Consider the following 24841-nt stretch of genomic DNA (forward strand, 5'->3'; position numbering starts at 1 on the left):
TCACACATGGATGCGCGGAGACATTTTATTAAAAGCGGACAAAATGACGATGGCCCATTCACTTGAACTTCGTGTTCCTTTCCTTGATAAAGAAGTGTTTGAGGTAGCTTCCAACATACCGACCAGCCTGAAAACAGCAAATGGCACAACGAAGTACATTCTGCGCAAAGCGGCAGAAGGTGTTGTGCCTGATCATGTGTTAAATCGCAAAAAGCTTGGCTTCCCGGTTCCAATCCGCCATTGGCTGAAAGATGAAATGAACGATTGGGCTAAAAATATTATTCGTGAAAGCAGCACAGACCATTTGATCAACAAAGAATATGTGTTAAGGCTTCTTGAAGATCATTGTCAGGATAAAGCAGATAACAGCCGTAAAATCTGGACTGTTCTAATGTTTATGGTATGGCATCAAGTTTACGTAGAAAAGAAATACTCCTTTGAAAAAGAGTATTTAGTAGATAAGGATCTTCAGCCTCTAAAGGGCTAAAATAAAATGTCCATCAGGGTAATCCTGATGGACATTTTTTATGGCGAAAGATAGGTAATAGCTTGTCTTCCCATCTGCACCCAGGCTTCCTCAAAGTCCGAGATGGGTGTTTGTTTGTTTTTTTCGCCTGTAAGAGGGTCGTTGAAATACACATATTCCTGATCGTAGCCTGTAAGAAGGACGGAATGCTCTTTATATGTAATCTGGATTGTACCGCTTGGCGTATGCCATGTTTGGAAAAAATCTTCCGACAGCACTCGGTATGCAGTATTCGTAATGACCCAAACAGGCCGTCCATCTGATAGGTGAATTTTTAATTCTGTAAAATCGGACCCGGTAAGGTCTTTAATGGAACCTGGCAGATACTTTTCGGCTAGCTCTTTCACAGGTTTATGGTAAACGCCGAGTCCCGGATTATCAAAGGAGTACATATCGCCCACAAATCCATCATTCGGATGGCCGAAATAAATTTTTCCGTTTTCGATAGTATAAGGTTCAGGGTTTTTCTTTATCTCTTTTGCCAGAGTAATTTTATCAGCTTGGATGCCTGCATGCTGAAGGAGCATGGAAAGGCTAGTTACTTCGCACCCTCTTGGCAGTTCAGGAAATTGATTAACAGCGGGAGCATCAATCAGTGTTGCATCTTTCATTTTAATAACAGATGTCTCTATAAAAGCACTTGTTTTCTTAACCGGTTCGCTTAGCCAAGACTTTAGCTGATCAACGGCTGAAGCTGGGCGAACTAAATGATCATATACAAATCCAGCGGAAATCAGTATGAAAACGATTAGAAACACTGGCGCAGTTTTTAGCAATGTTCTTCTGAATATCACAATCATTAAAAGGAAAACCACTATTGCCGCTATATATAAATACAATTTTTTCACCCGCCAAATCGGTGTACCTTTTTAAATTTAGACTCTTTTTGTATAGATTGTTTATTTAGACTATAAAGCTTGCCCGTTGATTTCCGCTCCAGTCACGCAGCGAACCCGCGGGGAGGAACGGGAGCCTCCTCGGCGTTTCACGCCTGCGGGGTCTCCCGCTCCCTCTCTTCCCGCAGGACACTGAATCAGCTCCTTCGAATAAACACCGCACGAAGAAAATGCGAATGCATTTTCGAGGATCAAGTGCCTTCCACTCCAATCAACTCAGTAATTAAAACTAGTTTGTAAGCAACAAACTTTGCGAAAAAAGCCTAAATTTATTATCGGCAATATCCCATACTCTTTTAATTTGTTCCCTTCATTTTATAAGGGAATAGGATAGAAGGATTACTTGGAGCTCTTTTGCAAAGACTTATAGTATTGCCCTTTTTCGGCATATTCCCTGCTGATGCGTTCCATATCTTGAATATCTTCGGGAGTCAGCTCTCGGATTATCTTAGCCGGCCTTCCGAAGGCAAGCGTATTAGGCGGGATTTTTTTGCCCTGTGGAACAAGACTGCCCGCTCCAATGAAAGCCCCTTCGCCGATTTCCGCCCGATCCAGCACAATGGAGCCCATTCCTATTAATGCTTTTTTGCGGATAATGCAGCTATGCAGGATTACCTGATGGCCGATAGATACTTCATCTTCCAATATTAATGGGTTATTCGGACTTTGATGCAGAACCGAATTGTCCTGAATATTGACTTTTTTGCCGATAATGGCGGGTGCTACATCCCCGCGAATGACGGTATTAAACCATACACTGGATTCCTCGCCGATCTCCACGTCTCCGGTTATGGTCGTAAAATCAGCTATAAACGCCGATTCTGCAATTTTGGGTTCTTTGTCTTTGTATGGATAGATCATCTTTGAACACTCCTATAAGCAGTTTGATTATTTTGATTCTATCACAAGAAGCGTTTTTAACGTTATATTAGCGAAAAGAATCAGCGTATTTTTAGCAGTGTTTGATTCATGAACAATTTAAGCATCTAGGCTATAATATATTTACATAAGATAGTTCGTAATAAAAGGCTGGGGGGATGGACTATGTGGAAATGGGAAACTGATGGAGAAGCAAAGGGCGTTATTGTCATGGTGCATGGGGCTATGGAGCATCATCGCCGCTATGGCTGGCTGATTGAAATGTGGCGCTTGGCCGGTTTCCATGTCATCATGGGAGATCTTCCTGGCCAGGGCATGACGACCAGGTCAAGAAGAGGCCATATTGATTCCTTTGATGAATATATCCTGGAAGTAAAGGACTGGGTACAGGCTGCATGTGAGTTCGAATTGCCTGTTTTTCTATTGGGCCATAGCATGGGCGGACTGATTGCGATTAGGCTGCTGCAGGAGGAGAGAATGAATTTGGCTGGAGTGATTCTTTCGTCTCCGTGTTTAGGACTGGTCACACAGCCGTCCAAAATCATTAACTTTTTGTCGCTTGGCCTTAACACATTGATGCCAAGCCTGAGAATGGATGCAGGCTTATCTGTCGAGATGGCAACCAGAAATCAGGATGTGCGTGACGCAGATTTGAATGATTCCCTGTATGTAACCAAGGTTTCAGTCAGGTGGTACCGCGAGCTTGTTGCATCCATCAAGATTGCCTTTGAAAATCTGGATAAAATACAGGATGTGCCGCTCCTCGTTTTGCAGGGCGGAGATGACAAAATTGTCAATAAGACTACAGTCAGGGATTGGTTTAATTCCGCGCCATTCTCCGAAAAAAGATTCAAAGAATGGCCGAAATGCTATCATGAAGTTTTTAATGAACCTGAGCGGGAAGAAGTCTTCGAGTATGCGAAGGATTTTGTTAACAGCCAGCTAAAAGCGTTAGGTTATGTTGTGTAAAAGGGGAAAATTCAAACTCTGCCTGCTTGGAGTAAGATTAACACCCATAATGGGTTTACGATAGCAAAAGGTCACTAATCAATTAGTACCTCTAAAAATAAATGGGCTGTCAGATGAAAAATAGCTGGAGTTAACCCGGCAGTTTTCGGGGATAGCTTTAAGAGGTTTAACCAACTTTAATAAATAATAAACAGCGGGTGCCCTGTGCCAAAGGAGGTAGGTAATGTTATGAGTGTTCCTTCCATGCCAATTAGTTTGATGTCACATGTATATCGGAAAGTTCTGCCTTCAGTCCACAAAGAGCTGGGATATTGGAAAAGCAGGGCAGAAGCCATCCCAGATCCAGAATTAAGGAAACAGGCACTTGCCAGCATTGAGAACAAAACCTTCCATTGCGAAGGAGGGGCGATTATGTCTTTAATGGCCAAGGCAAAATACGAGAAAGCCATTAAATTTATTGTCGCTTATCAGACAATCAGCGATTATTTGGATAACCTTTGTGACCGCAGTACCTCACTGGATCCTGGAGATTTTGCCGCTTTGCATGAGTCAATGGAGGATGCCCTAAATATCGATGCCTCCAGTAAAAATTATTATCATATGAGAAACGAACAGGATGATGGAAATTATCTTGCGGATCTAGCAGCTTCCTGCAGGGAGGTTTTGTCCGAACTAGAGCATTACACTCATATAAAAAGCCATTTGCTTGAATTATGCCGCTACTATTGTGATCTGCAAATACATAAACATGTGGTTGTGGAGGAGCGTGTTCCACGACTGCAAAACTGGTTTGACCAATACAGGGAAGATATTCCGGAAATGGAGTGGTATGAGTTTTCAGCCTGTTCCGGATCGACGCTCGGAATTTTCTGCCTTGTCTCTTACGCCTTAAGAGATGATTTTAAGCAGGAACATGCGGTGAATATCCGCAACGGCTATTTTCCTTATATCCAGGGCCTCCACATTCTTCTGGATTATTTGATCGATCAGGAGGAAGATCGGGCAGGCGGGGACTTAAACTTTTGTTTTTATTATGAAAATGAAGAAAAGCTGTTTTCACGTCTCAAGCACTTTGTCCTTGAAGCGGACAAGCATACCGAAAAACTGCCACATAAGCATTTCCATAAACTGATTAATCGCGGATTGCTGGGCATCTATTTATCAGATGAAAAAGTTAGAAAACAAAGGAATGTGCAGCGATTAGCAAAAGGCATGATCAAAACGGGCGGAATGGTCAGTTATTTCTTTTATATAAACGGACGTGCTTACCGCGCGCTGCAAAAAATGGTGCCGGCCGGGGTGGGCAAAGCATTTATAAAAACATAAAAGCCTGCATTCACGCAGGCTTTTTGTACTTGTTTACCGTTTTTCAATCGCCACTATAAACGGAGGATGATTCTTTTGATTAATAAACTGATACTGCAGGACATGGACCAGGCTTTGGTCCAGCTGTTTCACATAACGGAGCAGATAATCCCGTTCAACTGCTCCTTCTATATGGCCGTGATAAATGACCAAAAGAATGATTCCTTCAGGCGCCATCAGCTCCAACAGCTGGTCGATTGCGGAAATAGTTGTTTGCGGCCGGGTAACAATTGATTTATCCCCTCCAGGCAAATAGCCTAAGTTAAAAATGGCAGCGGTTATTTTGCCATGATGAACTGGCGGTACATTTTCAAGTATAAATTCGTGTCCTGAGTGAAAAAGGGTAGCCCGGTCAGCCAGATCATGCTCTGCCAGGCGTGCTTTCGTATTAATAACTGCATCTTCCTGAATATCGAATCCATATACCCTTCCGTTTGGCCCAACTAAGTTGGCAAGATAAACGGTATCGTGCCCATTCCCTAAAGTGGCATCAATAACGATGTCTCCGGGCGATACTGCTTTCTCAAGCAGCTGCCTTGCAAAAGGTAGTATTCTTTCAAGCTTCATGACATTGCCTCCAATTGGCTTGGGCTATAAAACTTCCCCTGCCAGCTGTTTCTGCGCATTAATTCAGCATCAATGCTGTTGAGAACCTCCCATTTATTAACGCTCCACATCGGCCCAATCATCAAATCAATCGGACCATCTCCCGTAATTCGATGCACAATCATTTCCGGAGGTAAAATCTCCAGCTGGTCGCATACTAAGTTTACATACTCTTCTAGAGACATGAACTCAAGCATGCCTTTTTCAAATTGCTTGACCATGGGCGTCCCCTTTAATAAATGGAGAAGGTGAATCTTTATTCCCTGTACATCAAGCTTTGCAACCTCACAAGCAGTTTCCATCATCATTTCGGGCGTTTCAAGCGGAAGGCCATTAATAATATGGGAGCATACGCGGATCCCATGTTTGCGGAGTTTGTTTACTCCCTCCATATAGCATTGGTAGTCATGTGCGCGGTTGATCAGCAGGCCTGTCCGCTCATGAACAGTCTGTAACCCCAGCTCTACCCAAAGGTAGGTTCTTTGGTTAAGCTCAGCCAAGTATTCAACTACATCATCAGGCAGGCAGTCAGGGCGAGTCGCGATGGAAAGGCCAACTGCATCTTCCTGTGCGAGCACTCTTTCATACATGTCACGCAGCACTCCTACAGGTGCATGTGTGTTTGTAAAAGCCTGAAAGTAGGCCATATACTTGCCATCTTTCCATTTATTGTGCATTTTTGCCTTGATTTCGTGAAACTGGATTTCCAAGTCGTCTGCACGGTTTCCGGCAAAATCCCCTGAGCCTGCCGCACTGCAAAAGGTGCAGCCGCCATGTGCAACAGTACCGTCACGGTTAGGGCAATCAAAGCCGCCGTCCAATGCTACTTTGAAAACTTTATGGCCAAATTCATTCCGTAAATGATAATTCCAAGTATGGTATCGCTTATGATCAGATGCAAACGGAAAAGGATTCGTTAGATCCATACCTGTTCCCTCCCTTTGTGAACTTATCTATAAAGGTTAAAAGCATACATTTTTAATAAAAGCTCTTTTAATTTTGCCTGTTGATTTCCGTAACTCAGTGCCATAATCAACAATTAGCTTTAACAAAGCCTTTAATAAAATTACGTAGCACTGAAGTGCACCCATATAGCAATGCTTGTTTTAACAAAATTAATCTTAACATGAACGTAAAGCCTTATCCAAGGGGAATTGGCAGGAAATAGGGGAGTAAGGATTGCGGAAAAATGTACAAACTAATACATGAAGCATGCATGCTTCTATACCCATTCTTCAAGGAGGGGAACGTAAAATGGCAACTCGTGAATCGATGGATACACTCTTGCAGCAATGTGAGGATGCGATCCGCTTTGCACAAGAGCAGTTTGAGTCCGGGCGGACACAGGAACACTATAATGATGAGGATTACTCCGGTGCTCTTCAATCTTTAGAAGCTGCTTATAATGATATTACTCAAATGGCCCATAGCGCCAATTCCCAGCAGCGCGAACAGCTTCACCGGATGAGGCTTCAGCTGCAGCAGCTCCAAAATCAGATGATAATACTTCCTCATTAAAGGAGTGATCGATTTGGTAAAAAAACGTTCAAAGCAAAATAATCCTGAACAAAAGACACGAAACGGAGTCAACAGCCAGGACCTTGAACTAGGACAGGATTTTGATGCAGTAAAGCAATCGAAAAAGAAGTATGAAAACACGGGCGGACAGCCTGTCAAATCAAAATTCCATCCGGAACCTGAACAATCCTCCTGAATAAACTTGGAAAAGCCCCGATACACTTCGTATCGGGGCTTTATTATGCGTCAAAAAGTAGAATTATTCTGTCTATAATAATCGAATAGAAAACTATTGCAAGGACAGGAAAAAACAACTAAAATTATTTTGGATTTCGAAATATAGTGCCGGGGGCAAGTGTCTTCCGGCAAGTAAAATAAATATGTTAAAGGGGCGTTTTTACATGCCGCGTACCTTATGGCTCTTAATTATTGGGATGGCAGTGAATGTAACCGGCTCTTCTTTTTTGTGGCCTTTAAATACCATTTACATTCATGAGCATTTAGGGAAATCTTTATCTGTAGCAGGACTTGTCCTTATGCTGAACTCGGCTGCCAGTGTCGTGGGCAATTTGTTTGGCGGAAGTCTCTTTGATAAAATAGGCGGCTATCGGTCCATTCTACTCGGAATTGGGATTACCGTAATAGCGCTTCTTGGCCTGACCTTTTGGCATGGCTGGCCAGCGTATATGGTGTTTCTGACATTTGTAGGCTTTGGATCGGGGATTGTTTTTCCATCGATGTTTGCCATGGCGGGATCGGTTTGGAAGGAAGGCGGGCGAAAGGCATTCAATGCCATTTATGTGGCACAGAATGCAGGTGTGGCGATTGGGGCAGCTCTTGGCGGCCTAGTGGCATCGTATTCGTTCCAGCTAATTTTCCTGGCAAATACACTCATGTACATTGTATTTCTGCTGATAGCCGTATTCGGATATCGGGGCATTAATACAATATCAGGCCAGCAAACATCGATTCTACAGGAAAATAGAGTGGTTAAAAACTATACAAAGCTATATGCATTACTCATTCTATGTGTCGGATATTTACTATGCTGGGTTGGATATGTGCAGTGGCAATCCACTATTGCAGCATATACCCAGGAAATGAATATTTCTCTCAAGCAATACAGCCTGCTTTGGTCTATCAACGGAGCGCTGATTGTTCTTGGCCAGCCTTTTATAAGCGGTTTGGTAAAATGGTTCAAAACATTAAAGTCCCAGATGATCGCTGGAATGGTCATTTTTATTGGATCCTTTGCGGTAGCGGCAAACGCCCAGCAATTTTCTGCCTTTATTGCTGCAATGGTGATTCTGACGATTGGCGAAATGCTCATTTGGCCGGCGGTGCCTACGATTGCCAATCAGCTTGCGCCTAAAGGGCGAGAAGGCTTTTACCAGGGTATCGTTAACAGCACAGCAACAGGCGGCCGCATGATTGGACCTTTATTGGGCGGTATTTTGGTTGACCTTTATGGAATTTCCATGCTATTTGCTGTTTTGATGGTATTATATGTTTTTGCTATCATAACAACCATGGTATATGACCGGAAATTGAAGGAGACCAAAGAATTGGCACATGCTTCATAAGAAAAGCCTGCAGTTTGCCGCTGCAGGTTTTTCTGTTTATAAAATTTCTCAGCGAAATAGCCAGATATCAATGAAAAATTGAATATATCAACGAAATTAAGCCAGATATCAACGGAAAAATCAATATATCAACGAAATTTTAGGTAGATCAACGAGTCCATCAGTTTTATCGGCCAAGTCTATATCTGAAGCCTTAACCGGCGCCTTCCAAAAATTCTTCCTTTTGCTTGTCCGCAAATACAACCTCATTGAAAAAGCTTTTTAATATAAGCCATCTGGCTGGATAGGAGTCAATAAAGTCTTCCAGCACCTCTTCCGAATAAAGAAGCAAAACATCCAGGTCCGCTCTATGTTGTTTTAAGTCATATAGAAGGGCGTGCGGAATCGTGTAATAATCGTTCAGCTGCCATTGATTGAGTTTTACGGTGAAAATATTCTGTTCTTCAATGTAATCTTCCAGCGCCTGTTTTTGTAACTGAGAACTTTCCTCTTTTGTTAATTTTCCGGACTGCCAATGTGGATTGATAAAATAAATGCCTTTCATGCAAAACACCTCCCCAAGCTTCCGATTAATAATGGTATGGGCAATAAAAGCGGGAAGAATACCTTTATTGCCAAATTTGTTGTCAGAAAAATATGATAAAATAATTAATAAAATGGAGCTTGCCTTAAAAGAGGAGATTAAGATGAAAAACGCATTATTTGAATTGCCAATTGAAATTGTCGAAACCATCGTTGAAAACGCTTTTGGCTGGCTGGTGGTAGTTGATAGAGAAGGGAAAATTATTTATATCAATAAAAATTACTGCGATTTTCTGGAGGCCGAGAGGGAGCAGGTGCTGGGGGTGCATGTTGCCCAGGTTATTGAAAATTCACGGATGCACATTGTTGCCGCGACAGGAAAGGAAGAAATTGCTGACCTTCAATACATTAAAGGCAATTATATGATTGCAAATCGCATTCCTATCGTTGCGGGAGGGGAAGTGTTAGGAGCATTTGGGACTGTATTTTTCAGGGATACAAAGGAATGGATGCAAATGAACAGCCATGTGAAGAGCATGCTGACAAAAATCCAGAGCTACATCCAGGACATTGACCGAAGTGTTAAATATAGTCTCGACGATATTTTGGGCAGCTCCAAACAAATCCAGAGCCTAAAGGAAAAAGTAAAAATGGTAGCCGCAAGCGATATTTCCGTTTTGATCAGAGGGGAAAGCGGGACAGGAAAAGAGCTGTTTGCCCATAGCATTCACCAGCTCAGCAACAGAAGCCATCAGCCGTTCGTAAAAATAAACTGCGGTGCCATCCCGGAGCATCTGCTGGAATCAGAGTTGTTCGGCTATGAGGAAGGAGCTTTTACAGGTGCGAAAAAAGGCGGCAAAAAAGGAAAGTTCCAGCTCGCAGATGGAGGCACATTGTTTCTGGATGAAATTGGCGATATGCCTCTCAATATGCAAGTAAAGCTATTGCGCGCTCTTCAGGAAGGTGAAATCGAAAGCGTTGGTTCGACTGAACCTGTTAATGTGGATGTCAGAATTATTGCTGCAACCAATCGGCCGCTCGAAAAAATGATGGAAGAAAAACGTTTCAGGGAAGATTTATTTTATCGGATCAATGTTGTGCCGTTTATGGTTCCTCCATTGCGAGATAGGCTGGAGGATCTGACTATCCTGATTGATTATTTTATAGAAAAAATCACCAAAAAATCAGGCAAGAGAATCAGTGCAATTGACGAGGGTGTAATCGAAAAATTTCACCAGTACAGCTGGCCGGGAAATATCAGAGAGCTGGAAAATGTTTTAGAGGCATCCGTGCATTTAACCAGCAATGAAACCATCTCAACGGAATCATTGCCAGATTACCTGAAAGATTCGGCTGTTTATCCGGTTGGCAAAAAGAAACTGAAGGATATATTAGAAGAAACAGAGAAGCGTATCCTCACACAAAGCTTAAGCAAATTTAACAATGACCGTCGCGAAGCAGCGAAAGCCCTTGGCATCAGCAAGTCTTCTATGTATGAAAAACTAAAAAAATATGGAATTGAATAAAGAAAAGGTGAAGAATGAAGAACCAGGAAAAGGTAGTCCGGAAACCCGGAATGCGTTCCGAATTTCTGGACTGTTTTTATTGTAGTAATTTTCTTTTTAATTAATCAAGGTTTAGACATAATTATCTGAAAACTTGTCTGGTATATTTGGTGGCCTTGCTATTTGCTTATTCCGGAATTCCGGAATAAAGATTCATAAATAGTTCATCATCCCCCTATCTATAAAGTAGTTCTATTTGGCATGTTTCTTGCAATGTCAATTAGTAAATAAGCCACTATCGGATTGCTGTTTTAAAACGAAGGTTCAGCTTATTTTTTGCAAACGGTTACAAGAAGGAGGTTGCCAATTAGTTTTTTCTATTTAAGAATAATAAAGGGGGAAATGCAATGCTAAGTATGATCGGTTTAATAGGAGGGCTCGCCCTGCTGATTTTCCTAACGATGCGGGGGATGAACCTATTGGTTGTAGGACCATTGTCTGCACTGTTTGTAGCTGTCTTTAGCGGAATGCCGCTGTTTCCGCAGCTTGCTGGGGAAGGAGAGGCCAATCTGGTCGGGAATTATATGTCCGGTTTTTCAGGTTTCGTTACTTCATGGTACTTAATGTTCCTATTGGGAGCGATATTTGGGAAAGTAATGGAGGATAGCGGAGCGGCTGACAGTGTGTCTAAAATGGTGGTTGATAAGCTGGGCATGAAATACGCGGTACTTGCCATTGTTGCTTCCTGTGCGATCTTAACATACGGAGGCGTCAGCTTGTTTGTAGTGGCTTTTTCCGTATATCCAATGGCCTTAAGTTTATTTAAGCAGGCTAATCTTCCAAGAAGGTTTATCCCTGCAGCACTTGCCTTTGGTTCCGTAACTTTCACCATGACATCTGCCGGGTCACCGGAAATCCAAAACTGGATTCCAATCGAATACCTTGGAACCACTCCATATGCTGGATGGGAAGTCAGTTTAATCGCAGCTGTGTTTATGATGATATTCGGATACTGGTGGCTGAAGCGCATGATCACGAAGGCTGTGAACAAAGGAGAAACCTTCGAATCGCGCAAACAGGATCCAGTTACTGAAAATAAAGAGCTGCCGCACCCCTTCATGGGCGTTGTGCCGTTAATCGTTGTATTAATTATCTCGTTTGTGTTCCATGATTCGCTTAAACAGTCTGCACTTATTCTTGCATTATTGGGCGGTGTCATTGCTACATATTTGTTAAACCGCAAGTACTTTACGAACTTTTGGAATGCTGTGTCTGATGGAACACTTGGCGCGCTAATCGCTATCGGTAATACCGCTGCTGTGGTTGGATTTGGAGGGGTTGCCAAGGCAGTGCCTGCATTTGCAACAGCAGTAGATATGATGACAAACATTCCTGGAAGTCCGCTGATTGGCGGTGCAATTGCTGTTAGTGTAATTGCCGGTATGACCGGTTCGGCTTCAGGGGGCCAGGCAATCGCATTGCCAATATTGGCGCCGCATTATATGGATATGGGTGTCAATGCGGAAGCCCTCCACAGGACAGTAGCCATTTCATCTGGTGCCCTTGACTCGCTGCCGCATAATGGCTATGTCGTTACCACTGTCAGGGCGATTTGCGGGGAAACCCACCAGGCTGCATATGGAGCTGTAGCAGCTGTTACGGTTATCGTTCCGCTAATCGGACTTGCGCTGGCTATTGTCTTGTTCTCTCTTGGACTAGGAATCTAACTACGGCAGGGGCTCATCCAAGCGGGCCCCAGCTTTGTTTTTGAAAGGAGAATACTTATGGTGAAAAATAAAGTAGTATTTATAACTGGAGCAGCTCAGGGAATAGGCTACGAAATTGGAAAAAGGTTTGCGGAAAACGGGTCTAAAATTGTTTTGACAGATATTCAGGAAGATGCCGTCGAAAAAGCTGCAGAAACTCTCAACAGTGAAGGGTATGAAGCGATCGGGCTAAAATGCGATGTTACTTCTGAACAGGAAATACAAGAGGCGATCCAGGAAACAGTCAGCCATTTCGGGACGCTGGATGTCCTGATCAATAATGCAGGACTGCAGCATGTTTCGTTTATTGAGGATTTTCCAACTGAAAAATTTGAGTTTCTCATTAAGGTCATGCTGACCGCGCCGTTCGTTGCGATTAAGCATGTTATGCCTGTTATGAAAAAGCAAAAATCAGGAAGAATCATCAATATGGCTTCAATTAACGGATTGGTAGGGTTTGCAGGAAAAGCTGCTTATAATAGCGCGAAGCATGGAGTAATTGGCCTTACGAAGGTCGCTGCACTTGAGGCAGCCGAAGAAGGCATCACTGTTAATGCGATTTGTCCGGGCTATGTAGATACTCCGCTGGTAAGAAACCAGCTGAATGATCTTGCCAAAACGAGAAATGTACCGCTTGAAAAGGCACTTGAAGAGGTTATTTATCCACTAGTGCCGCAAAAGAGACTTTTAACCGTTGAAGAAATTGCAGACTATGCGATTTTCCTTGCTGGCGAATCAGCAAAAGGGATTACGGGCCAGGCGGCAGTTATTGATGGAGGCTATACCGTTCAGTAATAATAGGGGCCTAAAACACCCTTTATGAACTGCAAGTGAATCGAATCTTATCTACATATTAAAGAGGGCTGCTACTGCCCTCTTTTTCTATTGATCCTGGAGTTGAATAAAATAGCGTAAAATTTGGGTATATTGGAAATACCTAAATCCTGCAGGTAATTGGTGGAGATATTTTGTATTTACTATTGGTGGTTCTTGTTTATATTTTTTTCGCATGGAAATTTGTTGATTGGAAAAGATGGAAGGAATATTATCCAACCGTCCAATTTTATATGATCGCAAACTTCCTTTATAATTTTTTGTTTTATAATCATACGCTTTGGGCTTACAGGGCCGTTACCTTCGATTGGCTAAACCACACTCTGATTGAAATCACCTTCACCTTGATTATCATTCCAGTCGTCGTTATGATCTATCTTCGTTACTTCCCTGAAAAGAACCTAAAGAAAAAATTCCTATATATAGGTGTTTGGATCAGTTATTTTTCAGTGCTGGAGTATTTGTTTTCTAAGAAGGGATTGTTCGTATATGATAACAGCTGGGGATTCTGGTGGTCTGTACTCTTCAATACAATAATGTTCATTATGCTGCGAATGCATTATAAAAAGCCCGGCATCGCTTTGGCGGTTTCTGTTCCTATTATCGCAATTCTTCTATGGTTCTTCCATCCGCATCTTGCTGATTTGAAGTAGATTTAGGGCGAAACACTGGGTAATTGGGGTGCTGTTTATTTCTGTTTTCACAAATTTTGTTGCTTTTTCAATAAGTAGAAAGAAAAGGTTGATTTCCGCTCCAGGATGCTCGCTTTCCGCGGGGCGGGCGGTGAGCCTCCTCGGCGCCAGCGCCTGCGGGGTCTCACCTGTCCCACTCCTCCCGCTGGAGTCTCGCACCTTACGCTCCAATCAACCAACCTTATTTACAATGTTTCTATTCACAAATCTATTCAAAAACAACAATCTTTTAGAAAATAAATTACATGTGGAATTGTGCACACATTCGGTGTTCTCTGCATATTTTAGATATTAAATTTCCTGTCAGGATAAGCCTACTTGCAACCTGGCGGGAAATTTATTACAATAGCTATATTCTCATATATATAAATGCTTAGATAAGGAATAGTAATGGTGCTTCAGCCCGATTGTAGAGAGTTGACGGACGGTGCAAGTCAGCCGGGCACATCATGAACTCGCCTTTGAGCAGCAAGTGTGAAGTAGCAGTAATGCTTGCCGTATTCCGCGTTAAGGATGAATGAAGCGAGTGACATGGTCACTAATGTGGGTGGTACCGCGGGAGATTTATACATAATCCTCTCGTCCCTTTTATGGGATGAGAGGTTTTTTTATTTTATTTTCACTAATAGGAGGAAACAAAGATGAGTTTCAATCACCAGGAGATTGAAAAAAAGTGGCAAAGCTACTGGGACGAAAATAAGACATTTAAAACAACTGAAGATAAAGGCAAGCGCAAATTTTATGCGCTTGATATGTTCCCTTATCCATCTGGTGCAGGCCTTCATGTTGGCCATCCGGAAGGCTATACAGCAACAGATATCCTTTCCCGCATGAAGCGTATGCAGGGCTATAACGTCCTTCACCCAATGGGCTGGGATGCATTCGGTTTGCCTGCAGAGCAATATGCACTTGATACAGGGAATGATCCGGCAGAATTTACAGAGCAAAATATCAATACATTCCGCCGCCAGATTAAAGCACTAGGCTTTTCATATGATTGGGAACGTGAAGTCAATACAACAGATCCTGAATATTATAAATGGACACAATGGATTTTCTTAAAGCTTTATGAAAAAGGGCTAGCTTACATTGATGAAGTAGCTGTTAACTGGTGCCCTGCATTGGGAACTGTTCTTGCCAATGAAGAGGTTATTGACGGAAAAAGTGAGCGTGGCGGCCATCCGGTAGAGCGCCGTCCAATGAGACAGTGGATGCTGAAAATTACGGCTTATGCGGATCGCCTGCTTGAGGATCTTGATTTGTTGGATTGGCCAGAAAGCCTTAAAGACATGCAGAGAAACTGGATCGGACGTTCAGAAGGTGCAGAGGTTACCTTTAATATAGATGGCCATGACGGTACTTTCACTGTTTTTACAACACGCCCAGACACATTATTCGGTGCAACATATGCTGTCCTGGCTCCAGAGCATGCGCTTGTTGATAAAATTACAACGGATGAGCAGCGTGAAGCGGTTCAGGCGTACATTGACAAAGTAAAGAGCAAGAGCGATCTTGAGCGTACTGATTTGGCTAAAGAAAAAACGGGTGTATTCACTGGCGCCTATGCAGTCAATCCCGTTAACGGCGAAAAAATGCCGATCTGGATTGCAGACTACGTTTTAGTAAGCTATGGAACAGGCGCGATTATGGCTGTTCCGGCTCATGACGAACGCGATTATGAGTTTGCCAAGCAATTCGAACTTCCAATTAAAGAGGTAGTTGCAGGCGGAGACGTTGAGAAAGAAGCCTACACTGGCGATGGCGTGCATGTAAACTCTGATTTCCTTAATGACTTAAACAAAGAAGATGCCATCGAAAAAATCATCGCGTGGCTTGAAGAAAAAGGCATTGGAACGAAAAAGGTTACGTACCGACTTCGTGACTGGCTATTCAGCCGCCAGCGTTACTGGGGAGAGCCAATCCCGATTATTCATTGGGAGGACGGAACAATGACAGCCGTTCCAGATGAGCAGCTGCCATTAGTACTTCCGAAGACAACGGAAATTAAACCATCCGGCACAGGTGAGTCTCCATTAGCCAACATTGATGAGTGGGTTAACGTTGTGGACCCTGAAACAGGTAAAAAAGGCCGCAGAGAAACAAACACAATGCCGCAATGGGCAGGAAGCTGCTGGTACTACTTGCGCTATATCGATCCTAAAAACAGTGAAGCTCTTGCAGATCCTGAAAAATTAAAAGAATGGCTTCCGGTTGATATCTATATCGGGGGAGCAGAACATGCGGTTCTTCACCTTCTATATGCCCGCTTCTGGCATAAGGTCCTTTATGATGTAGGCGTTGTCCATACGAAAGAGCCTTTCCAAAAGCTATTCAACCAGGGGATGATCCTTGGCGAAAATAATGAAAAAATGAGTAAGTCAAAAGGTAATGTAGTCAATCCGGATGAGATTGTTGCGAGCCATGGTGCAGACACACTTCGCCTATACGAAATGTTCATGGGGCCGCTTGAAGCATCGATAGCCTGGTCTACAAATGGTTTGGACGGTTCAAGAAGATTCCTAGACCGCATCTGGCGCTTATTTGTTGAAGAAAACGGCGAATTAAGTCCGAAAATCCAGGACACTGAAGAAGGCACGAATCTGGAAAAGGTATACCACCAAACCGTTAAAAAGGTAACTGAGGACTACGAAGGATTACGCTTCAATACAGCCATTTCACAAATGATGGTATTTATTAATGAAGCATATAAAGCTGCTGTCCTTCCAAAAAGCTATGTTGAAGGCTTTGTAAAAATGCTTTCGCCTATCGCTCCTCATATATCAGAAGAGCTTTGGTCAAAATTCGGCCATAGCGGATCGATTGCCTATGAAGCATGGCCTGCATACGATGAAGCGAAAATGGTTGACGACGAAGTAGAAATCGTGATCCAAATCAACGGCAAAGTAAAAGCCAAACTAATGGTTCCTGCAGATGCCAAGAAAGATCTATTGGAGCAAATCGCAATGGGCGATGACAAGGTAAAAGAGCAAATTGACGGAAAAACAGTCCGCAAAGTTATTGCAGTACCAGGTAAACTTGTAAATATCGTTGCAAATTAAGACTTTTTAGCTGAAACCACCTCTTTTTTAGGAAAAAGGGGTGGTTTTTTGTGTAAATGCTGAAAAAAAGGAATAAAAAGAGGTACTGTTAGTGCATAAAACAGCTTGAAATTAATTTGAAAAAGGCTATATCGTCAACACTGACATTTTTATTGTCATATTTCTTTATATATCATCAAGTCGAGCCCCAATATCATCAACTAGGCGCATTGGGTTACGTGGTACCAGTTTCCGGCATTACCCTCAGAGAAGTGTGTAAAGAGTTAGCCATATCGCATATCAGCGGTCAAGTCTGAAATTTGAGAGCACCCTGAAAATAAAAGCATCAGCCAACTGCCTGTAAATGCCCGATAAGTTCAGCTAATCTTTATGGAGAAAACCACTCCATAAAGAAAGCTGAACTTTATATTTTTTGTGCCATATAGGGTATTATAGAAGTGGCGGCATTTATCAATGCTACATGCCTGATATTTAGAAGCTTTTTAGAAAGGGTGTTAGTAATGGACCGTATTGAAGAAATTACAACAGAAGAATTGCAAAAGAAGCTGGAAGCAGGAGAGAAGCTTGAGCTTGTGGATGTAAGGGAAGATGATGAGGTTGCATCTGGCAAGATTCCAGGAGCGAGGCATATCCGCATGGGGACCATTCCGGAAAACCTTGATAAATTTGATAAAGACACTGAATACATTTTCATTTGCCGCTCCGGCAACCGCAGCGGAAATGTATGCCACTATATGAATGAACAAGGCTATAAGGTCCGCAATATGGTTGGCGGCATGATGAACTGGCAGGGCAAAACTGAATAACACACAAAAGCGAAGCCGACAAGGCTTCGTTTTTTTGGGTTTATAATTTTAAAAATTAAGAAAATTGTCCAAACTGATTAAAAAAGCCAGAAAGGAAGAGTTCTGTGATAAAGGTGAAATTATTCGATCATGAACACGAAAAGGATCTAGAAAAGGATATGAACCACTTTTTAGAGAAAATCGAAGAGAAAAAGCTGCTGGATATAAAATATAATGTGGCAGCAGTACAAGAGGATGATGACGAGCAGATATACTGTTTTTCTGCGATGGTCATATATAGAGCCTGATGCATGGCAAGCATCAGGCTTATATTTTTACTAAACGGTTTTTGAGGAGCCTGCAGCATTGATCCCTGCAAGCCTGCCTGTTACGAGAGCGGATGTAATGTTATATCCGCCTGTATAGCCGTGTATATCAAGGATTTCTCCACAAAAGAAGAGGCCTTCCATCTTTTTCGAAGCCATCGTTTGCGGTTCAATTTCTTTAACAGATACACCGCCGCCGGTCACAAAGGCTTTATCAAGCGGCAAAGTGCCATTGACCGTAAACTGAAAGGATTTGCAGCTTTTTACAAAGCTTCTGATTTTTTCATTGGAGATAGTGGCGCCCTGTGCTGCAGGGTCAATTTCATTTTGGTAAAGAAGAAACAGTAAATACCTTTCGGGCAGAAGCCCTTTAAGCAGATTCTTAATGCTTTTCTTCGGTTCATCCTTAATCATTTTGGAAACTTCCTGGAATAAGGGTTCTTCTTTAGTGTCAGGAACTGTATCCAGATTCATTGTAACTTCTTTTAGATTCCATTTTTTCATTGCTTTCACTACATACTGGCTGCAGCGCAAAACGGCAGGGCCGCTAATGCCGAAATGAGTAAAAATCATATCCATCCGATGGGTGATAAGGGCTTTTCCTTTCGGATTTAGAACGCTTAGCGCCACACTTCTAAGAGATAGTCCCTGCAGCGTTTTTTCCTTAATAAATCTTTCTGCAGAGGTCAATGGAACTTCGGTTGGGAAAAGATCGGTGATCGTATGGCCCGCTTTTTTCGCCCATGCATAGCCATCTCCGGTTGAACCTGTATGCGGGACTGATTTACCTCCGACCGCAATGACCACAGCATCTGCATCATAAACATCACCTGTCTTTAATTCTACCGATTTCACTCTGCCATTTTCATAATGGACATCATGGATGGGGCTATTGGTTTTAATATCTACCTTTAACTCTTTAAGTTTTGTGATCAGGGCATCCACAACAGATTGGGCTTTATCCGTTACCGGAAACATCCGTCCGTGATCTTCTTCTTTCAGTTTAATGCCCAGGTTTTCAAAGAATCTAATAATATCCTCATTGCTGAAAAGGGAGAAGGCGCTATACAAAAAACGCCCATTCCCAGGTATGTGTTTAATGATCTCGTCTACTGGCAGCCTATTTGTGACATTGCATCGGCCACCGCCGGAAATCGCGAGCTTCCTGCCAAGCTTGTCCCCTTTGTCGATCAAAAGCACTTTTGCCTTCTGTTCGGCTGCTCCGATGGCAGCCATTAATCCTGACGGTCCTCCGCCAATTACAATTACATCATATTTCATATTTCCACCAACTTATCTTGATTCACTTTTTAAGCAATAGTTCTATTATAATGCAATTATCCGTTTTCTAAAAATAATGCCGTTATATACAGGTTTTGTAAGTGGCATTTCTTCGTCAAGAAGAGTACACTACAAATAGTGTGTCTAAAAAGATAGAAAATTGACGAATTCTTATATTATTTATGGTAAAATCATTGTCGCTATTAGCTTCGGCCTTATCATACGATTCTCACAGATTGCAGGCTGCAGTTTTTTAAGGAAGGGATTATATGTCATCTAAGCTTTTAAAGGGAACCTTCATTTTAACGCTCGGGACGATTATCTCAAAGGTTCTTGGTTTGTTTTATGTTATTCCTTTTTACCATATTGTCGGGAAGGAAGGAACCGCGCTTTATTCCTTTTCGTATACACCTTATACGATCTTTATTAGTATTGCGACAGCGGGTGTGCCGCTGGCCGTTTCGAAGTTTATATCCAAATATAACGCTATAGAGGAATATGCAGTCGGCAGAAAGCTTTTTAAATCAGGCTTGGTAATCATGCTGGCCAGTGGAATACTTTCGTTTCTCATCTTATTTTTGATGGCTCCGGTTGTGGCTGAAATGACACTTGCAGGAAAAGATGTTGAAGTCAGCATTGGGGATGTGACCACCGTTATCCGGGCGGTTTCATTTGCATTAATTATTATTCCTTTTATGAGCTTAATTAGAGGATTCTTTCAGGGCCATCAGTCAATGGGGCCCACAGCAGTTTCACAGGTTGTGGAACAAATTGTCCGAATCCTGTTTGTCCTGGTCGGTGCGTATATTGTCTTAAACGTAATGAAAGGCTCGCTTACTGCCGCAATTAGTGTTGCCACCTTTGCGGCGTTTATTGGCGGGCTGGGCAGTCTCGGGGTTCTGTTTTGGTATTGGTATAAGCGCAAGCCTCATTTGGACAAATTGCTTGAGGATGATAAAGGAACGGTCGATATATCCCTAAAAGATATTTATAAAGAAATCATTCTTTATGCAGCTCCCTTTGTGTTTGTAGGTCTTGCAAATCCGCTTTTTCAGTTTATTGACCAGGTTACCTTTATGAGAGCAATGGCATCAATCGGTGAGAAAGCAAATGCGGTAGCAGCATTCTCTGTCCTAAACTTTGAAACACATAAGCTAGTCATTATTCCGGTATCATTGGCAACAGCCTTTTCACTGACGCTTGTTCCGAGTGTAACAAAGGCGTTTATGGAAGAAGACCGGTCAGATTTAAACCGCCAGCTCAATCAGACGTTCCAGGTCCTTCTGTTTCTGACTCTTCCTGCCGTAGTCGGCCTGTCCCTGCTGGCAGAACCGGTCTTTACTTTATTTTACGAGCATAAAGAGCTGGGAACTGAAGTATTACGAACTTATGCACCAGTAGCAATCCTATTTGCCTATTTCTCGGTTACGGCAGCCATTTTGCAGGGAATCAATGAGCAGCGCTTTACGATTCTCAGCTTGCTCACAGGCCTGCTGGTAAAGCTGTCTTTGAATATTCCGCTTATTAAGCTGTTTGAAACACAAGGAGCGGTTTTCGCAACAGCTCTTGGCTATACAGTGGCAATATTAATTAATCTATATGTAATTAAAACGTATGCCAAATATCCGTTTAAGCTTGTCTTAAGAAGAGGCATGCTGATTGTATTATTTACATTTTGTATGTTCATCGCAACAAGCATTGTCTATAAAACGTTAACCATTTTCTTATCGCCGGCAACTGATTTACAAGCGATCATCATTGTCGCCACCTGTGCGGCAGCTGGTGCGGGCATCTATTTCTACTTGAGCTTCAGAACAAAGTTAATCTTTATCCTGTTCGGGTCAAGAGTGGATAGAATGATGAAGAAGCTTAGGCTGAGGGCATAATAAAAAGGTCTCCGCAAGATGGAGACCTTTTCGCTTAATTTAATACTGGCCATAGCCGCCGTCGCCGATGCCGAGACGCCTTTCGATCCGGTCAAGCCTGCGATTGAGCCGGTCAACCTGCTGGTCGAGCCTTTGCACCTGGCGTTCGAGTCGGTCGAGTCGTCTATCTGTATTGCCTCCTCCCGGGTATCCAGGATAACCTGGCGAAATACCGGGAAGTGGAATATATATGCCTTGCCCTTGCTGGCGAGGGTACATACTAATCAGCTCCTCTTTTATATTTTTTATTCGAACATATGATATTAGTCTATGTATTGCGTGCGGATGTGACATGGACAGTAGCCCATGTAAATTTTTTGAATTGGAGGGTCAAACAACGATGAGAATTGATAAAATGCTGGCCAATCTGGGCTATGGCAGCCGAAAAGATGTTAAAAAGCTTTTAAAGGATGGAGCCGTAACGGTTAACGATGAAAAAGTGAAAGACCCGAAGCACCATGTAAATCCTGAAGAGGATGCTGTAGTGATTAATGGAGAGAGGGTTGAGTATAAGGAATTCATTTATTTAATGATGAACAAACCTCCTGGCGTGATCTCAGCAACTGAGGATACCCAGTTTGAAACCGTTGTGGACCTGCTGGAAATGGATGACCTTGTTTTTTCCCCGTTTCCCGTCGGCCGTCTGGATAAGGATACTGAGGGTCTTTTGCTGCTGACGAATGACGGCCAGCTTGCACATCGGCTGCTTTCTCCCAAGAAGCATGTTCCTAAAACCTACTTTGCAGTCATTGACAGTGAGGTCACAGATAAAGATATTGCCGCATTTAAAGAAGGTGTCATCTTGGATGATGGCTATGAAACCAAGCCTGGAGAACTTAAGATTTTAAAATCAGGTATAACCTCTGATATTGAATTAACCATTACAGAAGGAAAGTTTCATCAGGTGAAAAGAATGTTTGAGGCTGTCGGTAAAAGAGTCATTTATTTAAAAAGGCTTACAATGGGGCCTCTCCGGCTTGATGAGACATTGGAATTGGGAGAATATCGGGAATTGACAGAAGAAGAGCTTGAAATGCTGCTAGATTATGAAGTGAAATGAAGACAAAAAAATCGCCCTTAACGAGGGCGATTTTTTCAATCTATTATGTTGGTTAACGTTTGTGTTAAGAAGAAATCTTTACTTTCTTTTGGGTAATGGTCCATTTGCCTCTGCTTGGGCTTTTAACCAAGTCATTGTAAGCAAGGACATTTAAATCTCTTTGTATGGTGCGAGGAGTAATACCAAATTCCTCTACAAGCTCCTGAGTTGTTACAGTTCCGCGCTTACTAATAAACATGTAGACGGATTTTACACGGTTTAACATCCGGTTAGTTGAAGGTTTCAAAAAACCACTCCCTATCCTTTTTTCAAACCCCATGGCAATTCCCTGCAACCGACAGCTACATTGAAGAAAAAGTTCCTTCAAAAGTATGTAGTTTTCTTTTCCCCAGACAACCCCTTTGTATTCTGGATATTTTTAGTCTAGATGTCATACCTCTGACTATATTGTAACTCTATTATCTGATAATTTCTACTTTAAGGAAACAAATTTACAAAATATTTATAATGCTTCCTGTTTATAGTCTGTACATCTCCCTCCTTTTTAATGTATTTTCATTTCCCTTTAAATAGCGAGTTAAACATTCACTGGGAAATTGCCTCTTAGTATACCTTATGGTGCAGGAGGCTAGTATTATGTGCAGAAAATTCAAAAAAAGGCAAAAAATATTGTGAGAATATATGAAAAATAGTAAACCTTTTCCAATCTCATCCGTAAGAATAGACAGGAGGAGAGAGAAAATGAATTTATTGAATGTAGATATTGCCTCTGCAGGCTATGAAAATGAAAATTCGATTATACATAATATTCATTTTGAACTTAAGAAAGGAGAATTGATTGGCCTTATTGGACCAAATGGTGCAGGAAAAAGCACCACGATTAAAACGATCCTGGGACTGCTGGAGCACAAAAAGGGGTTAGTAGATTTTAAGGAAGGGGCCAATTATTCTTATATTCCGGAACGACCTATTTTTTACGATGAACTGACACTCTGGGAGCATCTTGACTTTGCGGCTGCTGTAGAAGGGCTTCCTGAAAAAGAATTCAAAAACAGGGCAGCAGGTCTTTTGGAACAATATAAGCTGTCTGAGCATGCCCATAAGTTCCCCGGAACTTACTCAAAAGGAATGCAGCAAAAGGCTATGCTGATTCTTGCTATGATTGCAAATCCGGACGTTTATATAATTGATGAACCGTTTATTGGCCTCGATCCGAATGCTATGAAACTGTTTCTTGAATCAATTGTAAAAGAGAGGAGAAGAGGAGCAGGAATCCTTATGTCTACCCATGTTCTTGATACGGCAGAAAAAGTCTGCAGCCGCTTTTTGATTCTGCATGAAGGCCAGCTCAAAGCATCGGGTACTTTAAGTGAAATTAGGCAGCAATGCAGTCTTCCGTCAGGATCACTCTATGATTGTTTCCATCAAATTGCGGAGGGAGCCGGCAATGAGGAGCGTTGATATCTTTTTTAGTAGATTAATCAGCAGCTGGAAATATCAGTACGGCGTATTCCGATCGATCGCAGATTGGACGATCTGGCTGTACATCCTTCTTCCAGGAACAGCCATTTTAGTGATGATGTACCGTTCCTGGTGGACTGAAACGCCTGATTGGATTGCAAACTTGCCCTTATTCCTGCTTTTCTTTTTGCTTTATTTATTCTCATGGCTGGGAAATGTCCGTCTTTTTGTTCAGGAAGCAGATAAAGCGTTTCTTTTTAAAAATAGGAGTCTCTATTTAGGCATGAGAAAATGGGGGCTTGGTTATTCGTTTCTTCTTCAGGCAATCAGCACAGCAGCATTGATTCTATTGCTATTACCGTTTCTAATAAACAGATATTTTTTGGAATGGAGCCAGATTACTGCCCTGCTCGTTTTTTTCCTTATACTGAAGTGGACGATTATGACCGTTTCCTACCAGATGAAGAGGATTGAAAATAAATTTAAAAAATATGTTCTGGGCTTTTTGCTTTTTGTTTTGTTTAGCTGGTTCAGCCAGCTCGTTTATTTCCTTTGGGATCTTGGGGAAGTTTTGCCGGTTTATATCACGTCAGCGGTTCTCCTGGCAGGTACGCTTGCGCGAATATTCCAGCTGTTAAATCGGGTTTCGGCCATAGACTTTGAAGTTAAGCTGGATCAGAAGGTAAAAACAAAGTATATTCAATGGATTTTTATGATGGCTCCTGAAATTGAAAAGCCTGCTTTTTCAATTCGCAGCAAACCGCTGTTTTTTCGAAAATCCAAACGGCTCTTTAAAAAGAGGACACCGGTTACAGGACTAATTGAATTATTTTTAAAGATATTTATCCGGAACCCGTCGTATATCATCAGTTATTTTCAGATCATATCGATAAGCGCTGCCGGTATCATGATCATTCCACCTTTATGGATAAAAGCAATTGTTTTAGGCATATTCCTTTTTTTAGCCTACTCCTGGCTGTCGATTACCTGGGATAAGGCCATTATGTCCCATCCTTTTACAAAAAAATATCGTGAAAAGGAATTCTATTATTCTGCAAGGAAAAAAACTGTGTGGGGATTGTTTTTATTGGCGATTATGCTATTAGGGCTGGTGCTGGCATGCTGGTTAATCGTTTTATCCAAGTTTGGGATTCTTGGAGGGTTTGGTTCTTGAATATATTTTTGAGGAAAATGCCGGGGGGATTCCTTTATAATAATAAGGTCAGATGAGGAGGGATGGACCATTCTTTTTAGAAGGTTTCTGAAAAGGCTTTATACGCTGA

At 42.2% G+C, this 24841-nt stretch carries 25 protein-coding genes and 1 other annotated feature; of the genes, 17 read left to right on the forward strand and 8 right to left on the reverse strand.

What is annotated here, in order from left to right; genetic code table 11:
- Positions 1-487 (forward strand): asparagine synthetase B family protein (locus tag J7I93_RS20220; RefSeq protein WP_214727944.1); only part of this gene is annotated, 487 nt, incomplete at its 5' end.
- A gap of 38 nt (positions 488-525) precedes the next feature.
- On the opposite strand, the gene J7I93_RS20225 is transcribed toward J7I93_RS20220, so the two are convergent.
- On the reverse strand, positions 526-1365 hold the full coding sequence (locus tag J7I93_RS20225) for a C39 family peptidase (RefSeq protein ID WP_214727946.1): 840 nt from the start codon (positions 1363-1365) through the stop codon (positions 526-528).
- A 396-nt stretch (positions 1366-1761) separates the two neighbouring features.
- Positions 1762-2283, reverse strand: coding sequence for a gamma carbonic anhydrase (locus J7I93_RS20230; protein ID WP_214727948.1), 522 nt, complete (start codon positions 2281-2283; stop codon positions 1762-1764).
- A gap of 183 nt (positions 2284-2466) precedes the next feature.
- On the opposite strand from J7I93_RS20230, the gene J7I93_RS20235 reads away from it, so the two are divergent.
- Complete coding sequence (locus J7I93_RS20235; protein WP_214727950.1) at positions 2467-3270, forward strand: alpha/beta hydrolase; 804 nt, start codon at positions 2467-2469, stop codon at positions 3268-3270.
- A gap of 228 nt (positions 3271-3498) precedes the next feature.
- Entirely contained in the window at positions 3499-4596 is a 1098-nt protein-coding gene (locus J7I93_RS20240; protein ID WP_214727951.1) for a tetraprenyl-beta-curcumene synthase family protein, read from the forward strand.
- A gap of 33 nt (positions 4597-4629) precedes the next feature.
- On the opposite strand, the gene mnmM is transcribed toward J7I93_RS20240, so the two are convergent.
- Positions 4630-5202, reverse strand: a complete 573-nt coding sequence (gene mnmM / locus J7I93_RS20245) for a tRNA 5-(aminomethyl)-2-thiouridylate-methyltransferase MnmM (protein ID WP_214727952.1) — start codon at positions 5200-5202, stop codon at positions 4630-4632.
- Positions 5199-6167: a tRNA modification radical SAM protein MnmL/YtqA gene (mnmL, locus tag J7I93_RS20250; protein ID WP_214727953.1), complete on the reverse strand. Its 969-nt coding sequence runs from the start codon at positions 6165-6167 to the stop codon at positions 5199-5201. Before mnmL ends, mnmM begins: the two co-directional genes overlap by 4 nt.
- A 328-nt stretch (positions 6168-6495) precedes the next feature.
- Here mnmL and J7I93_RS20255 point away from each other — a divergent pair, with 328 nt between their 5' ends.
- From J7I93_RS20255 to J7I93_RS20265, 3 genes are all read left to right on the forward strand, one after another.
- Positions 6496-6759: a YtzC family protein gene (locus J7I93_RS20255; RefSeq protein ID WP_214727954.1), complete on the forward strand. Its 264-nt coding sequence runs from the start codon at positions 6496-6498 to the stop codon at positions 6757-6759.
- A gap of 13 nt (positions 6760-6772) precedes the next feature.
- Positions 6773-6955, forward strand: a complete 183-nt coding sequence (locus J7I93_RS20260; protein ID WP_214727955.1) for a glycogen biosynthesis protein GlgD — start codon at positions 6773-6775, stop codon at positions 6953-6955.
- Between the two features lie 205 nt (positions 6956-7160).
- On the forward strand, positions 7161-8342 hold the full coding sequence (locus J7I93_RS20265) for an MDR family MFS transporter (RefSeq protein ID WP_214727956.1): 1182 nt from the start codon (positions 7161-7163) through the stop codon (positions 8340-8342).
- Between the two features lie 193 nt (positions 8343-8535).
- On the opposite strand, the gene J7I93_RS20270 is transcribed toward J7I93_RS20265, so the two are convergent.
- Positions 8536-8886, reverse strand: coding sequence for a hypothetical protein (locus tag J7I93_RS20270; RefSeq protein ID WP_214727958.1), 351 nt, complete (start codon positions 8884-8886; stop codon positions 8536-8538).
- Between the two features lie 142 nt (positions 8887-9028).
- On the opposite strand from J7I93_RS20270, the gene J7I93_RS20275 reads away from it, so the two are divergent.
- The 7 genes from J7I93_RS20275 (at position 9029) to J7I93_RS20305 (ending at position 17813) form a co-directional block, all read left to right on the forward strand.
- Positions 9029-10390, forward strand: a complete 1362-nt coding sequence (locus tag J7I93_RS20275) for a sigma-54 interaction domain-containing protein (RefSeq protein ID WP_214727960.1) — start codon at positions 9029-9031, stop codon at positions 10388-10390.
- A 386-nt stretch (positions 10391-10776) separates the two neighbouring features.
- Positions 10777-12096 carry a GntP family permease gene (locus tag J7I93_RS20280; protein WP_214727962.1) on the forward strand — a complete coding sequence of 440 codons (1320 nt, stop codon included), beginning with the start codon at positions 10777-10779 and terminating at the stop codon, positions 12094-12096.
- 57 nt (positions 12097-12153) lie between these two features.
- Positions 12154-12930, forward strand: coding sequence for a 3-hydroxybutyrate dehydrogenase (locus J7I93_RS20285; RefSeq protein ID WP_214727964.1), 777 nt, complete (start codon positions 12154-12156; stop codon positions 12928-12930).
- A 173-nt stretch (positions 12931-13103) separates the two neighbouring features.
- Positions 13104-13622: a CBO0543 family protein gene (locus J7I93_RS20290; protein ID WP_214727966.1), complete on the forward strand. Its 519-nt coding sequence runs from the start codon at positions 13104-13106 to the stop codon at positions 13620-13622.
- Positions 13623-14026: 404 nt separating this feature from the next.
- Positions 14027-14251 (forward strand) — a binding site (T-box leader).
- A 51-nt stretch (positions 14252-14302) separates the two neighbouring features.
- Complete coding sequence (gene leuS, locus J7I93_RS20295) at positions 14303-16720, forward strand: leucine--tRNA ligase (RefSeq protein WP_214727968.1); 2418 nt, start codon at positions 14303-14305, stop codon at positions 16718-16720.
- A gap of 500 nt (positions 16721-17220) precedes the next feature.
- Entirely contained in the window at positions 17221-17526 is a 306-nt protein-coding gene (locus tag J7I93_RS20300) for a rhodanese-like domain-containing protein (RefSeq protein WP_214727970.1), read from the forward strand.
- A 104-nt stretch (positions 17527-17630) separates the two neighbouring features.
- On the forward strand, positions 17631-17813 hold the full coding sequence (locus J7I93_RS20305; RefSeq protein ID WP_214727972.1) for a sporulation protein Cse60: 183 nt from the start codon (positions 17631-17633) through the stop codon (positions 17811-17813).
- Positions 17814-17843: 30 nt separating this feature from the next.
- Here the strand turns inward: J7I93_RS20305 and J7I93_RS20310 are convergent, their stop codons facing one another.
- Positions 17844-19112 carry a BaiN/RdsA family NAD(P)/FAD-dependent oxidoreductase gene (locus tag J7I93_RS20310; protein ID WP_214727974.1) on the reverse strand — a complete coding sequence of 423 codons (1269 nt, stop codon included), beginning with the start codon at positions 19110-19112 and terminating at the stop codon, positions 17844-17846.
- A 269-nt stretch (positions 19113-19381) separates the two neighbouring features.
- On the opposite strand from J7I93_RS20310, the gene J7I93_RS20315 reads away from it, so the two are divergent.
- Positions 19382-20998 (forward strand): putative polysaccharide biosynthesis protein, encoded by a 1617-nt coding sequence (locus J7I93_RS20315; RefSeq protein ID WP_214727975.1) that lies wholly within the window; start codon positions 19382-19384, stop codon positions 20996-20998.
- Between the two features lie 39 nt (positions 20999-21037).
- Here J7I93_RS20315 and J7I93_RS20320 read toward each other — a convergent pair whose 3' ends face one another.
- The gene (locus tag J7I93_RS20320) at positions 21038-21256 is read right to left on the reverse strand and encodes a hypothetical protein (RefSeq protein ID WP_214728007.1); all 219 of its coding nucleotides are present in this window, start codon (positions 21254-21256) and stop codon (positions 21038-21040) included.
- Positions 21257-21377: 121 nt separating this feature from the next.
- Between J7I93_RS20320 and J7I93_RS20325 the strand changes: the two genes are divergently transcribed.
- A complete protein-coding gene (locus J7I93_RS20325) occupies positions 21378-22097 on the forward strand; it encodes a pseudouridine synthase (protein WP_214727977.1) in 720 nt (239 codons plus the stop codon).
- Between the two features lie 64 nt (positions 22098-22161).
- Here the strand turns inward: J7I93_RS20325 and J7I93_RS20330 are convergent, their stop codons facing one another.
- On the reverse strand, positions 22162-22383 hold the full coding sequence (locus J7I93_RS20330; RefSeq protein ID WP_214727979.1) for a DeoR family transcriptional regulator: 222 nt from the start codon (positions 22381-22383) through the stop codon (positions 22162-22164).
- Positions 22384-22838: 455 nt separating this feature from the next.
- Between J7I93_RS20330 and J7I93_RS20335 the strand changes: the two genes are divergently transcribed.
- Both J7I93_RS20335 and J7I93_RS20340 read left to right on the forward strand, forming a co-directional pair.
- A complete protein-coding gene (locus J7I93_RS20335; protein ID WP_214727981.1) occupies positions 22839-23558 on the forward strand; it encodes an ABC transporter ATP-binding protein in 720 nt (239 codons plus the stop codon).
- Positions 23545-24732: an ABC transporter permease gene (locus tag J7I93_RS20340; RefSeq protein WP_214727983.1), complete on the forward strand. Its 1188-nt coding sequence runs from the start codon at positions 23545-23547 to the stop codon at positions 24730-24732. The genes J7I93_RS20335 and J7I93_RS20340 overlap by 14 nt, the downstream gene beginning before the upstream one ends.
- Positions 24733-24841 lie beyond the last annotated feature (109 nt).

The sequence above is a fragment of the Bacillus sp. ISL-47 genome (assembly GCF_018613175.1).
Lineage (GTDB): Bacteria > Bacillota > Bacilli > Bacillales > Cytobacillaceae > Cytobacillus.